The sequence below is a fragment of the Terriglobia bacterium genome (assembly GCA_020072565.1).
Classification (GTDB): Bacteria; Acidobacteriota; UBA6911; order UBA6911; family UBA6911; genus JAFNAG01.
Genome location: JAIQGI010000020.1, coordinates 120,649 through 133,199, shown reverse-complemented (window position 1 = coordinate 133,199; position 12,551 = coordinate 120,649). Strand labels below are relative to the sequence as shown.

Genomic DNA, 12,551 nt, shown 5'->3' with positions numbered 1-12,551 from the left:
CTGCCCCCACAGGTTTCAATTATTAGTATAGGTTCAGTAGGGACGGGCTTTGGCCCGAATTATTCGTGAAGCAGAACCGAACGCCGGTGAAAGGTAACAAAATTGGACGCGGACACACGCTGGCGCCTGCGGCGCGGCAAAAGCTCCTGCACGCCGACCAAGACCGAACGGTCAGCGTCTGTCAGCGTTTTCCCGCGTCCAAAAATTTCTTTTGATCGCATATTCATGGATGATCCGGGTTAGCCCGTGGTCGGATCCCAGGCTTTCATGCGTCACAAGGCGCGGGGAAATTGCTTCCAGTCTCGGAGGGCGTAAGTCGGAACTCGGCGGTCGGCGGCTAGCGGTGGCGGCCCACTCCCACTCTTTTGCAGTACTGTCTAACCGGGCACCTGCTGCACCACGGCGAAATCGGCACGCACATATTCTGGCCGAAGGTTACCAGGAGGTCGTTGTAGGACTTCCAATGCTTCTTCGGGAGCCTGTCGCGCAGCGCATATTCGGTTTTCTCCGGCGTTTTTGTTTTGACGTAACCCCAGCGATTCGAAATGCGGTGCACGTGGGTGTCGACGCATATGCCGTAACGGCCGTAGCCGAGCGTGATCACCAGGTTGGCTGTCTTGCGTCCGACTCCGGGGAGTTTCAGCAGCTCCTGCATGTCGGGCGGAACTTTCCCGCTATAGTCCCGCAGCAGAATCCGGCAGGTCTCTTGAAGATTTCGCGCCTTGGTATGATAAAAGCCCACGGGAAAGATCAGCTCCTCAATTTTCGCGATCGGGAGCGACACCAGGGTTTCGGGCGTGGGGGCGCGCGACAGGAGGCGACGCGAAGCCTGGCCGGTCACGGCATCCTTGGTGCGCAAAGAAAGAATGGTGCTGACCAGGGTTTCAAAAGGGCGGTCGGCAGCGCGCTCGGCGACGGCGCCGACTGCCGGGACTTTCCATTTCAAGACTTCCCTCCGCAGAACGCGCAATATCCTTTCGATCGTGGCTGTTTTCATCACTGAAACCTTCACAAGCCGCAAGTAGCACCGGAGGCCGGCAGAGCCCGCATCTCCTGTGTCTTTGTGATGTGCTTTTATTTCTTGCTGATTGTCTCCCTCTGGAGCTCGATGCGCCCCTTGGGAGTTTCGCCTTCCACGGGGACGTCTTGATAGCGATCCAGGACTTCCATGCCCTCCACGACTTTGCCGAAGACGGTGTGCAGGCCGTCGAGATTGGCCGCGTCGCCCAGGCAAATGAAGAAGGAGGTCTCTGCGCTGTCCGGCTCATCGTAGCGGGCCATTTTTCAGCCTCGTGTCCATGCCCGGAACATATATCCGCTTTCCCGGATCAATGCAAGAACCGTGATCCCTACCGCAAAGGCTCCCGGACTCAAAGAGCGTTGCGGTATAATAAAGGTTTTGAATGTAATCCGACATGACCAAGAAGTCCTCGCAAACCGAAAATGAGCTTTCCTACTCGAACGTCCCGTACGGAAGAGCATTGATCCACTCCTCGAAATTCGAGATCAGCACCCCCTTCAAACCGTGCGGGGACCAGGCTGCCGCGATTGAGAGCTTGATGCACGGTCTTGGGGACGGGGAAAAACACCAGGTGCTGCTCGGGGTCACGGGTTCAGGCAAAACATTTACCATGGCGAAGGTGATCGAAGCTCTCCAGCGTCCTACTTTGGTTCTCGCCCACAACAAGACGCTGGCGGCTCAGCTTTACCGGGAATTCAAATCCTTCTTCCCCAACAATGCGGTCGAATACTTCGTTTCCTACTATGATTACTACCAGCCGGAAGCCTACATTGCGGCGACGGACACCTACATCGAGAAAGACGCCCTGATCAACGACGAAATCGATCAACTGCGGCACTCAGCCACACGATCCCTGTTCGAGCGCCGGGATTGTATCATCGTCGCCAGCGTATCCTGCATCTATGGTCTGGGGTCGCCGGAAGCCTACTACGGCATGCTCCTCTTTCTGGAGAAGGGACAGCGTATCAAGAGGGATGAGATCCTGCGCCGCCTCGTCGAGATGCAGTTTACGCGCCAGGATTTCGAACTGGAACGCGGGCATTTCCGGGTGCGTGGAGATGTGGTGGAGGTGTACCCCACCTACGAGGATTACGCGATTCGCATCGAGATGTTCGGGGATGAAATCGACTCGATCGCGCAGATCGATCCGGTCACCGGCCGCACCCTGAAGAAGCATGAGCGTCTGCCGATCTACCCCAAATCACACTATGTTCAGCCCCGCGACCAGCTTTTGCACGCCATTGAAACCATCAAAGAGGAGCTTGAGCAATGGCACACGCACCTGATGCAGGAGGGGAAGGAGCTGGAAGCCCACAGGGTGCAGCAGCGCACCTTGTTCGACCTCGAGATGATGAAAGAACTGGGCTACTGCCGCGGCATCGAGAACTATTCGCGCCACCTCACGGGACGCCTGCCGGGCGAGCCGCCTCCGACCCTGCTTGACTACATGCCCCGCGACTGGATGCTCTTCGTCGACGAAGCGCACGCGACGATCCCGCAGGTGCGCGGCATGTACTTCGGGGACCGCTCACGCAAGGAGAACCTGGTGAAGTACGGATTCCGGCTGCCATCGGCGCTGGACAACCGGCCTCTCAACTTCCAGGAATTTGAGGAGCGTGTGAACCAGGTGGTGTATGTGTCGGCGACTCCCGGGCCCTATGAACTTACCAAATCGGGCGGGGTGGTCGTGGAACAGATCGTGCGCCCGACCGGGCTCACCGACCCCGAAGTCGAGATACGCCCGGTGGCGGGGCAGGTAGACAGCCTGATGGAAGAGGTTCGGCTGCGTGCCGAGCGCAACGAGAGAGTGCTGGTCACGACTTTAACCAAGCGCATGGCCGAGGACCTCGCCGATTATTATACCGAACTCGGCCTGCGGGTTCGCTACCTGCACTCCGAGATCGAAACGCTGGAACGGGTGCGGATACTCGCTGCACTGCGTGCAGGCGAATTTGACGCCCTGATCGGGATCAATCTGCTGCGGGAAGGACTGGATCTTCCCGAGGTTTCGCTCGTGGCCATTCTCGACGCCGACAAGGAAGGATTCCTGCGCTCCACGACCTCACTGATTCAGACTATGGGCCGGGCGGCGCGACACATCAACGGCAGGGCGATCCTCTTCGCCGACGCCCGCACCGGCTCCATGGAGGCTGCCATCGAGGAGACCAACCGTCGGCGCGCAGCCCAAAAGCGGTACAACGAAGAGAACCACATCATTCCGCAGTCCGTGATCAAGCCGCTTGATCCCGAGATGATCCGGATCTACGAGGGCGACTACTACGAAATGCCGGAAGTGGCCGAAGCCGCCGGGTGCTATTCTTCGCCCGAAGAGTTGGAGAAGCAGATCCAGCACCTCGAGAAGGAAATGCGGGAGGCGGCCCGGCAGTTCGAATTTGAAAAGGCCGCCGCCCTCCGCGATCAGATCAAGAAACTCAAGAAAACGGAGATGGAGTTTCTTACCCCCGGGGCCGCATCATGATTTACTCCGTTCAGTCGGGTGGGCCGTTGCGCGGCACAGTCCAGTGTCCGGGCGACAAGTCGATCTCGCATCGCTATGCCATGCTGGCGGCACTTGCCCGGGGAAAATCTGAGCTGCGGCAATTCGCGGGGAGCGAGGATTGCCGGAACACCCTTCGCTGTCTAGGTGCGCTGGGCGTGGAAATCCGCACGCAGGGGACGTCCGTCTTCATCTCGGGCAACGGGATCCGGGGTCTGAAACCGCCCGCCGCGCCCCTGGACGCAGGGAATTCCGGCACGACCATCCGCTTGCTCTCCGGCATCCTCGCCGGCCAGCCTTTCGCTTCCGTCCTCACCGGAGATGAATCGCTCTCCCAGCGCCCCATGGGAAGGATCATCCAGCCCCTCAGCCTCATGGGCGCGCAGATCGGCTCCCGCGAGGGCGGACTGCCACCGTTGAGTATCCGCGGCGGCAACCTGCATGCAATCCGCTACTCTCTGCCGGTTGCCAGTGCCCAGGTCAAGTCCTGCGTGCTGCTTGCCGGTCTGTTCGCCGATGGCCCTACCGCGGTGGAGGAAAGGGTGGCCACGCGGGATCATACCGAGATCGCTCTGCGGCAGTTCGGTGGCACGGTGCGAGAGCGCGAGAGCTGGATCGAGGTTGAACCCGGCCCGACACTCGAGGGACTCCGGCTCGACGTCCCCGGTGATCTCTCGGGCGCCGCTTTTTTCATTGTGGCCGCAGCCCTGGTGCCCGGCTCCGAACTGATGCTGCCGCAAGTCGGGCTGAACCCGCGGCGCCGCACGCTCATTGATTACCTCGACGGCGCAGGTGTGAAGGTGTCGGTCCAAAACCGGTCTGAGAGGGCGGGCGAAGCGCGCGGAGACCTCCACGTACGCTACGATCCCGCTTCCCTGGGAAAGCAGATGCCGCCGATCCGGGCGGAGCTGGCGGCGGCTCTGATCGATGAAATTCCGGTTCTGGCGGTCCTGGGATCACAGACCGGAGGCCTGGAAATCCACGATGCCGGCGAACTGCGCGTGAAGGAAAGTGACCGGATCGCGGCCGTGACTGCGAACCTCCGTGCCATGGGTGCGGACGTCGAAGAACATCCCGATGGGCTTGCGATTGCAGGCCGGCAGCGCCTGCGCGGCACGGAGGTCGACAGCCGGGGCGATCACCGCATCGCGATGGCATTTGCGGTAGCAGGATTGGCGGCCTCCGGTGACACTCGCATCCACAAGGCCGAGTGCGCCGCCGTGAGTTTTCCGGGATTCTACGAGGCCCTCGCGCGCATCCGATCAGGGTGATGAAAGGAGTCGGGAGTCAGAATTTAAAGGCCTGAGGTCGCTTATGGAGGCAGCGCATGGGGCAGCGGAATAGCGTAAGCCATTGCAGGGTCGGCCCCGGATCTGCATTTGTTCACCTGACTCCTGACCTCTTTTCTTGAATGAGCCGATCCAGAATGACAACCCATTCAGGCAAGCCGGGATCCCGAAGAGATTCGATTCTCTACCTTGTTGGATTCATGGGGGCAGGGAAGACCGAAGTAGGGTGTCGGCTGGCCGAATCGCTTGGCTGGCCCTTCGTTGATCTTGACCGGGAGATCGAGAAGCGTGAAGGCATGTCTATCCGCGAGATATTCAAACAGCGGGGAGAAGGGTATTTTCGCGTGCTCGAACGGAGTGAGCTGCGCCAGGTGAGCGTAAGACATAACTCTGTGGTTGCGGTCGGCGGCGGCGGTTTCTGCAATGCCGAGAACCAGAAAATCATCGCGCGCACCGGTACCAGCATCTGGCTGAATGCGCCGCTGGAAACGCTGTTTGCACGCTGCAGCGGCGATCCCGCCTCACGGCCCTTATTTGCGAACATGGAGGAAATGGCGCGGTTGCTTCAGAGCCGGCTCCCGTTCTACGCCAAGGCCCAGCTGCATATCCAGGTTGCCGGCCTCAGCGTCGAAGACATCGTGTGCCAGATACTCCAGACCACGCAGGCCTCAATCAATCCTCTTTCATGAGCGGGACCGCCCGCATGACCGCCAAGATTCGAAAACTCTATGTATGGATCTTTTCGGGCGTCGTCGTCGGAGCCCGGCCCAGGGGAGCTGGCGTTGAGACTTGGGATGGCGGCTATGCCGTAGCACGGGCTCCGTGGTTCTGACTTACTGTCTGGCAGGGGCACGCTCACGCCGCCGCATTGCCTTCAACATCAAATCCCGCAGGCGAGTTCTGGCACGAAAGACCTTGAGCCGCGCGGCCTGCTCTGTGCAGCTCATCACTTCGGCCATCTTTTCATAGGGCACGTCTTCCAGGTCCCGAAGCACAATCGCCTTGCGCTGCTTCTCCGGCAGTTGATCCAACACCTTGTACAACAGGTCGTGAAGATCCCTTCTCTCTTCGCCGGGAGCTTCCTGAATCTCGTCCTGTTTCAACAGGTTTTCGAGGTTTTCCGAGTCCTGGAGGTTGAGTTCGGAGAAGGTTATGGACCGGCGCCGCCGTGCACGCCTCATCTCGTCATAGCACTGGTTGACGGCAATGCGGTAGACCCAGGGGAAGAAGGGCCTGTTGAGGTCGAATTTGGGAAGCGAAAAATAGACTTTGGAGAAGACTTTCTGGACGATGTCTTCCGCATCGCCGCGGCGCCCCATGTTGTGATAGACGACGTTGAACAGAGTTTGCTGGTACTTCCGCACCAGCTCCTCGAAAGCAGTGTCATCGCCGCTCTGACAGCGGCGCACCAGGGTCTGATCTTCAGCTGAATTCTCTTTCCGCCACACTACGGTATGCCCCATCCAGATACTGCCGTACTTGCGCTGAGGTGTTTGGCATTCGGATGATGGATGATCCGTCCCTCGGTCGGGACCTAGGAAGTCACAGTTCCGCTCCGGTCACAGTGTCACTTCGCGTCTTTTTCGAGGCCGGGTGCCAATCCGGAGCTCGGAGCAGTGCGCAGATGATAGTGGGCTCTGTTGCTGATGACCTGTTTTACGTAGCCTCGAGTTTCGCTGAATGGGATGCGTTCCACAAACTCCGCGACGTTCACGTCTCCAAACTCCTGCAACCAGCGATCGACCCTGTTGTCGCCCGCATTATACGCCGCCAGCGCCAATTCTACCTTGCCGCCGTATCGCTGGAGAAGGGAGGCCAGGTAGCGCGTGCCCAAAGCCACGTTGGTCTCCGGGTTGTAGAGCCTGCTGACCGTGTAGCGTGCGATACCTGCTTCGCGCGCCAGGATGCGGCCGGTGGATGGGAGCACCTGCATCAGTCCGCGCGCATTGGCCTTGGAACGGGCGGACTCTTGAAAAGCGGACTCCTGCCGTATCAACGCGAGAACGAGGTCGGGATCCAGATGGTTTCGAAGGGCATGCTGGGCCACGAGATTGAAGTGGCGTACAGGGAAAAGTATGTCCCAAACCTCATCAGGGAGCGATGCGGAGGGAAGATCCAGATAGTCCGGAAAGGCCCGGCGCAGCGTCGAGATGGCGCCGAAGAAATTGTCCTTGCTCTGGTAGATGCGGGACATGCCGTAGCATAGAACTTTGTCGTTGCCGCCGTGGCCGGCATAGCCACGCTCCAACTCCACCAGTGCCAGGTCGAGAAGCCCAGCCGCCACGAGTTGGCGAGCACGCTCAATCACCCGAAGCGTCGCGGCGGAAGGCTCGGGAATAGTGGCCGGCTCGGGCAGGATTGTATCGAGCTTCCGGCTCACCTGCGCGAAGTCGATGGTTGTGGGGGCGAGAGTGGTTGTCGGGCTTGGGGATACCATCGCAGCCAGAGCCTCCCGGGCTCGTTGGCCATAGTAACTGTTGTTGGCGAGAAACTGGACGCGGCCGTACAGGGAGGCAGCCTTGTCCGGATCTCCGAGATTTTCGAAGCAACGACCCATCCAGTAAGCCGGCGCACTGGCCGCACCCGGGCTCGGATTAGCCTGCAGATACTGCCAGAATCCGTTGAGCGCTTCTTCATAGTGCTTTCCCGAATAGGAATACAGCGCCAGCTTCCACAGGGAACGCTCAATGTACTCCCCTTTGGGAAAGCCTCGGGCAATCGCCTGGTAGGCTTCGCGAGCTGCTTCTATTTTGTTGTCGACATCATAGTACGTGGCAACCGAATAGAGCAGTTTCTCGGTGAATGGCGACTGGGGAAACAGCTGCAGCGCCCGGTCCCGGGTCTTCAGGAAACCGGCTTCGTTGCCGAGGCCGCGGTAGCAGACGCCCTCGAGATAGTTGGCCTGGGCCGCGAGGTTGGGATCCGTGACACGGCGCAGATAGCGGAGTGCCTCGGTCAACCGCCTCAGGTTGGTGTCCGCGTCGCTCAGCAGCAAGTATATTTTCCCCTCCCCAGGCCCGGGCAGGCGAGCGCTTTCCAGTTTCAGGAGCAGCGTTCTGGCCTCCAGGCTTCTGCCGGCGCGGATCAGGTTTTCACTGCGCCGCACAAGCATTTCCCGGTTTTCAGCTTTCGTCAAGAAAGCCGGAGAGAGGGCGCGCAAGCGTCGTTCCGCGAAGTCCGCCTCACCGGAATCGACGTGATCGGTGAAGATATGGAGATAAATCCGGGCTGCTTCTGCGCCCTTGCCCCAGGCTTCCAGTGCCTGTCCCCGCAGGCATGATACTCCGGCATCCTCCTTGACCTGCGCGCTGTCGAGAGTGCCGAGTGCCGCCGTGGGATCGTGGAGGATCAACAGCGCCTGGGATTGACCCTGAATGGCTTGCGCCAGAACCGGTGAATCAGGGTACTGGCTCTGAAGCGCACGGAAGAGATCGAGCGCCTCCTTCCCCTTTCCCAATTCCAGGCAAGCCCTGGCCTTGTATAGCAGAATATAATCCGCCACGGCGGTGGACGCGGCGGCTGAGAGATCGGGGAATGCGGCTGCGGCCGCTGCGAAAAGGCCGCTGGAGAAGTTTCCCATCCCTGTCCCGAATGCGCCCAGCGTCGCCTGGAGAACGGAGGAATACTTATAGCTGAGCGGGTCAAGGGTGGCGGAAAGCTGCGCGGACGCATTTCTGGTGTCTTTGACGGCAGCGACCGAGGAGGCGACGAGGAAAAAGACAACCACCCGGATAAGAAGTCGCCCGGTGCCGGGGACCTTGGGTGATTCCGGATAGATCGGCTCGGATTTTAACTGATGCAGCTGCAAGTCCGTCTAGCCTTCGACTCGGGGTCCGGGATAGTCGCCCCCGAGTGTGGAAGGGTCGTTGTCCCCGAGGATACGAATCACCTCATCGTGGAAATAGTCGACCTTGCGGGAGACCAGGGGCGAAACCCGTTTTTCGTACATATCGCGGCTGCGATCGATATCGCGTTTGAGCCGTGTGTATAAATCCCTGTTGTTGCGTCCCTCCATGACCCGCTGTTCATTATAGAGCTTTATTTCAGATGCCAGCAATCGTGCAAATCGTCTTGCGTCGGCGTGAAGCTTTTCTTCTTCCGTCAGGGGCTGGACCTCTCTCAGCACAGCGGTCCTGACCGGTTCCGGCGCTTCGGGTGCAGGAGGTTCCATTTCGTCGGCAGCGGCCTCGGCGACCGTGGGTGGCGGCTGCTCCCGTTCCGGCACAGCGGCTGCGCTTTCGCAAGCCTCCGGCGGTTGCCCGGCTTCCAGTCCTGAGTCGGCAGCAGGGGGCGGTTCGAGGATGACGGCGTGCGATTCAGCTTCCTGGGCGCCGGGCTCGACATGGAGTTCGGGCGGGACAGCTGCTTCCGGCGTGCCTTGCTGCGGCACGTTGTGGGGTATCGGCGCCTCTGCCGGAGTCATCAGAGGGGCTTCTGCCACGGGCTTTGCCGCAACGCCTGCTGCCGCGGCGGGGACCGCTTCCACAGCAGGTTCTCCAGCCGCCCGATGGGCGGCTGGAACCGAGGCGGAAGATCTTGCCACCTTGATCTCATGCAGTACCTTGAGAGCCATGTTTTCAACACACAGCCCGGTCAGGTCCATCAAAATGCAGAGCGGTTCCAGATCGCAGCCGCGCCCTTCCGCGGCTGAAGCGAGTAAGACAGCGACAGGGCGTCCGATGGCCTTCATGGGGAAAGCATGCCACGGCCCTTCCATCCCGCCGGACAGCAGCTGCGGAAGGACCGTTTCCCGGGAGAGGTCATGGGCAGTCGTCAATCCGTCCGCCTCGAGCGCGTTGCGCAACAGGGGGGTCTCCGAGAGCGCAAAGACGCACTTGTTGAGCTTTTGCGCCGCCTCTTCGGTGAAGCCTCGCGATGACCACCCGACAAACTGGGCTCCGCGCGTAACAAACAGCGCCAACCGTGGAGCATACCGGTGCGCTCCGTCTAGCAGAGAGATCAGGATCTCCTCCTGCGTTTCTTTGCGCCGAAGGTCATGAGCAAAATGCGCGAGATGCAGCATCTCATCAGCCCGGCGACGCGCTCCTTCCAAAGCTCTCTCTGAAACGGCATCCGAAATGATCGCCTCCACCGCCGGGATTTCGATTTCAAGAATCGGCGCCAGTCGCTGGGCAATCTGAGCTACGGAAGCGGCGAGACTGGATTGGAGGGTACGCAACTCCTGTTCGAAGCCGTGAATATGTGTTGCCAGCGTTCGACGAGTCTCCTCCTGGAGCCGACTGGCATAATCCTTACCGGAGGGCATGTGTCACTCCTGATCAGCCTAAATATTGAAATGGGGCTTCCCTAAAGAGAAACTCTCCATAGGGGCCGGATAAACATTTCCTTGCTCTAGGGCAGATCGGTAAAAATGCGGCAAAACCTTAATACTTGCACCGTTTCCAAATGGGTCTTTCTCATTCCCCGGGCGACGTTGGGCACCGTCCGGCTGCAATTCAAGCGCGTCTACGTTATCACGGCTCGGCTTTCGACTACAAGCTGCATTCCGGCAATGCGTGGACGAAAAAATAGGGTGTTTCTTCTCCACCCCCGCAAAAAAAAGCGGCGGAAACGGTATGGAAAAGGCCGATCCCGCCGCCCACGAAGGAGGTTATTGAATGGGTACTTTATTAGACGAAAAACCGTCTCGGAAAGTTGCCTTTTTCATACTTTTATCTGAACGGGATATCCGCATCATTCCAGAATCGGCACGCCGCCAGGATCATAACAAGGTATGCGTCCCTTCGGGAAAGGGCTTGGACACCGTATAATACTGCACATGCAGAAGTCCAAGTGCGGCAAGGCGCTTCTATGGGTTCTGGCATTCGGACTGCTTACTGAGACGGCCCTTTTTACAGCTTGCGCCGAGGGCCCGCAAGCCCCGGCCACGCCGGTTGATCCTGTGTTGCGAGCCAGGAGAGAACGGGACATTGCGTTCAAGTCGGATCCTCAATCCCCCATTCCGGCACAGGACCGGACTCGCTTCCAGGGCCTCGAATACTTCCCGCTTAACCCTGATCTGCGTTTCCGTGTGCAACTCAACCGCTACCCCGTTCCTGAACGCATCAGGATGGCTACCAATACCGGTGAAGTGAGGGATGGCCTGAAGTATGGCTACTTCGAGTTTCGTGCCGGAGGAGTAGCTTGCCGGCTGCAGGTTTATCGCCTGGATGACAATGATAATCCCGGGCAACCCTCTCTGTTCATACCGTTTCGAGATGCCACGACCGGAAAGGAAACCTATGCGGCGGGCCGTTATCTGGACCTGCGGGAGAATACCTCCGGTCTCTACGACCTCGATTTTAATCGGGCTTACAACCCGTCTTGTGCTTACGGAGGGGACTTCAGTTGCCCCATTCCTCCGGAGGAGAACCGGCTCTCGATCCAGATCCGGGCCGGAGAGAAGGACTATCCGCACGCACCCATTCATTGAGTCCGCGCACGTCATGGCTCATCAGCCCATGATACGGCAAAAAGAAACGCTCGCAGGCACGTGTCCCGCGAGCGCTTCTTGTTCTACTGCGGTGAGGGGCTTCTCTGATACGTCCGGATACGAACTGAGCTGTCTGGGTGAGCGCCGGTGAAGGGATAAGGAGCGCTGCAAATGCTGGTGTTCGCACCAGCATCGGAATCCTCTCAGTCCCACCACATAAAGCAATTCGCATGCCTGATTTGCCAGGCCGGACGTTTGATGATAAAATATCAACATGATAAATATTTGATAAAATAGTACTTGTTTAATCATGAAATAATCTGGACCTCCCAATAGAATCCGGTCCAGCCGGGATGGTGCAACTGGCAATATTGTAATCAATTCCGACACTTCCAGCGACGATCCCCGGATGATATTGCCGGCGTGAACCACATGTCTTTGACAATAAACGTCTTTTAATTTATTTCCCTTGAATCTGCCCTCTGTAAATATCTTCGACACTCTCACTCATTTTGTTGGGTGCTGAGATCCGCGAGTAACTCGTGAGGGGATGAAGGGGGCAGAATAGCGATCTCCGGCCGCCGTCGAGGCCTGAGCTGCTGTCCTAGCCGTCTCGTAGCTTGCGCCCGGTCCGCCGGCAATTCCAGTGGTGCGGGCAATTCACCAAGCCCGCTCAACTACTTCGAGCAAGCTGAGAGTGCTCCTGCCACATCGATTGCGCTTCTGCCGAGCTCAATACTGATGATCTTCCCCTGCGCGTCGACGACCAGCGTTGCGCGGTTGGCCAAGCCGTTTTCCTTGTTCAGCACGCCGTAAAGTCGAGCAACCTCGCCTTTGGAATCGCTCAGGAGGGGAAAATCGGCCTTGTTCTGTCTGGCGAACTCTTTCTGGTCGGCGATGGAATCAACACTGATGCCCAGCACCTGGGCATTGGACTTCCGGAATTTGTCCATATTATCCCGGTAGCCCTGTACTTCGAGTGTTCAGCCGGAGGTAAAGGCTTTAACGTAGAACGCCAAGACGACTCTACCCTTCCCGAGGAGGCTTGAAAGCCGCACAGGTTTGCCGTCCTGATCCGGCAGGCTGAAGTCGGGAGCCTTGTCACCGACCTTCAGCGTGCCGGTCTGGTTCGCAGGAGGCTGCTGCGCAAAAGCGATGAGAATGCTCCAGGTCAGGAGCAACGGGATACCTGCCACGAGTCGATGATGCATAGGTGGTACTCCTTGAGATGACCCCTGCCTGAAAGGCTACCGCATGCGGCGCGTTAGTCAACCTGGCGACTCGAGCCTGGGGATTATGTTTCCTGACACG

At 58.9% G+C, this 12,551-nt stretch carries 11 protein-coding genes; 4 read left to right on the top strand and 7 right to left on the bottom strand.

Annotated elements, in window-relative coordinates; all coding sequences use genetic code 11:
- Nucleotides 1-337: 337 nt before the first annotated feature.
- Both LAP85_14270 and LAP85_14265 read right to left on the bottom strand, forming a co-directional pair.
- Nucleotides 338-997 carry an endonuclease III gene (locus LAP85_14270; protein MBZ5497564.1) on the bottom strand — a complete coding sequence of 220 codons (660 nt, stop codon included), beginning with the start codon at nt 995-997 and terminating at the stop codon, nt 338-340.
- A 77-nt stretch (nt 998-1,074) separates the two neighbouring features.
- A complete protein-coding gene (locus LAP85_14265) occupies nt 1,075-1,281 on the bottom strand; it encodes a peptidylprolyl isomerase (GenBank protein ID MBZ5497563.1) in 207 nt (68 codons plus the stop codon).
- Between the two features lie 134 nt (nt 1,282-1,415).
- Between LAP85_14265 and uvrB the strand changes: the two genes are divergently transcribed.
- The 3 genes from uvrB to LAP85_14250 all read left to right on the top strand — a co-directional run bounded on the left by uvrB (nt 1,416) and on the right by LAP85_14250 (nt 5,496).
- Nucleotides 1,416-3,500 carry an excinuclease ABC subunit UvrB gene (gene uvrB, locus LAP85_14260; protein MBZ5497562.1) on the top strand — a complete coding sequence of 695 codons (2,085 nt, stop codon included), beginning with the start codon at nt 1,416-1,418 and terminating at the stop codon, nt 3,498-3,500.
- The gene (gene aroA, locus LAP85_14255) at nt 3,497-4,789 is read left to right on the top strand and encodes a 3-phosphoshikimate 1-carboxyvinyltransferase (protein ID MBZ5497561.1); all 1,293 of its coding nucleotides are present in this window, start codon (nt 3,497-3,499) and stop codon (nt 4,787-4,789) included. The genes uvrB and aroA overlap by 4 nt, the downstream gene beginning before the upstream one ends.
- Nucleotides 4,790-4,944: 155 nt before the next feature.
- Nucleotides 4,945-5,496: a shikimate kinase gene (locus LAP85_14250; GenBank protein MBZ5497560.1), complete on the top strand. Its 552-nt coding sequence runs from the start codon at nt 4,945-4,947 to the stop codon at nt 5,494-5,496.
- 144 nt (nt 5,497-5,640) lie between these two features.
- On the opposite strand, the gene LAP85_14245 is transcribed toward LAP85_14250, so the two are convergent.
- The 3 genes from LAP85_14245 to LAP85_14235 form a co-directional block, all read right to left on the bottom strand.
- Nucleotides 5,641-6,270 carry an RNA polymerase sigma factor gene (locus LAP85_14245; protein ID MBZ5497559.1) on the bottom strand — a complete coding sequence of 210 codons (630 nt, stop codon included), beginning with the start codon at nt 6,268-6,270 and terminating at the stop codon, nt 5,641-5,643.
- A gap of 104 nt (nt 6,271-6,374) precedes the next feature.
- The gene (locus LAP85_14240; protein MBZ5497558.1) at nt 6,375-8,615 is read right to left on the bottom strand and encodes a transglycosylase SLT domain-containing protein; all 2,241 of its coding nucleotides are present in this window, start codon (nt 8,613-8,615) and stop codon (nt 6,375-6,377) included.
- Nucleotides 8,616-8,621: 6 nt separating this feature from the next.
- Nucleotides 8,622-10,073: a hypothetical protein gene (locus LAP85_14235; GenBank protein MBZ5497557.1), complete on the bottom strand. Its 1,452-nt coding sequence runs from the start codon at nt 10,071-10,073 to the stop codon at nt 8,622-8,624.
- A 513-nt stretch (nt 10,074-10,586) separates the two neighbouring features.
- Here LAP85_14235 and LAP85_14230 point away from each other — a divergent pair.
- Nucleotides 10,587-11,240 carry a DUF1684 domain-containing protein gene (locus tag LAP85_14230; GenBank protein MBZ5497556.1) on the top strand — a complete coding sequence of 218 codons (654 nt, stop codon included), beginning with the start codon at nt 10,587-10,589 and terminating at the stop codon, nt 11,238-11,240.
- A 21-nt stretch (nt 11,241-11,261) separates the two neighbouring features.
- On the opposite strand, the gene LAP85_14225 is transcribed toward LAP85_14230, so the two are convergent.
- Together LAP85_14225 and LAP85_14220 are read right to left on the bottom strand one after the other, a co-directional pair.
- The gene (locus tag LAP85_14225) at nt 11,262-11,741 is read right to left on the bottom strand and encodes a hypothetical protein (protein MBZ5497555.1); all 480 of its coding nucleotides are present in this window, start codon (nt 11,739-11,741) and stop codon (nt 11,262-11,264) included.
- A 176-nt stretch (nt 11,742-11,917) separates the two neighbouring features.
- Entirely contained in the window at nt 11,918-12,451 is a 534-nt protein-coding gene (locus LAP85_14220; protein ID MBZ5497554.1) for a peroxiredoxin, read from the bottom strand.
- Nucleotides 12,452-12,551: the final 100 nt, after the last annotated feature.

Bases quoted from the DNA above. Each gene is read 5' to 3' on its own strand.
- LAP85_14245 (MBZ5497559.1), bottom strand. From the start codon at position 6,270: ATGGGGCATACCGTAGTGTGGCGGAAAGAGAATTCAGCTGAAGATCAG.
- uvrB (MBZ5497562.1), top strand. From the start codon at position 1,416: ATGACCAAGAAGTCCTCGCAAACCGAAAATGAGCTTTCCTACTCGAAC.
- LAP85_14265 (MBZ5497563.1), bottom strand. From the start codon at position 1,281: ATGGCCCGCTACGATGAGCCGGACAGCGCAGAGACCTCCTTCTTCATT.
- LAP85_14235 (MBZ5497557.1), bottom strand. From the start codon at position 10,073: ATGCCCTCCGGTAAGGATTATGCCAGTCGGCTCCAGGAGGAGACTCGT.
- LAP85_14230 (MBZ5497556.1), top strand. From the start codon at position 10,587: ATGCAGAAGTCCAAGTGCGGCAAGGCGCTTCTATGGGTTCTGGCATTC.
- LAP85_14250 (MBZ5497560.1), top strand. From the start codon at position 4,945: ATGACAACCCATTCAGGCAAGCCGGGATCCCGAAGAGATTCGATTCTC.
- aroA (MBZ5497561.1), top strand. From the start codon at position 3,497: ATGATTTACTCCGTTCAGTCGGGTGGGCCGTTGCGCGGCACAGTCCAG.
- LAP85_14270 (MBZ5497564.1), bottom strand. From the start codon at position 997: ATGAAAACAGCCACGATCGAAAGGATATTGCGCGTTCTGCGGAGGGAA.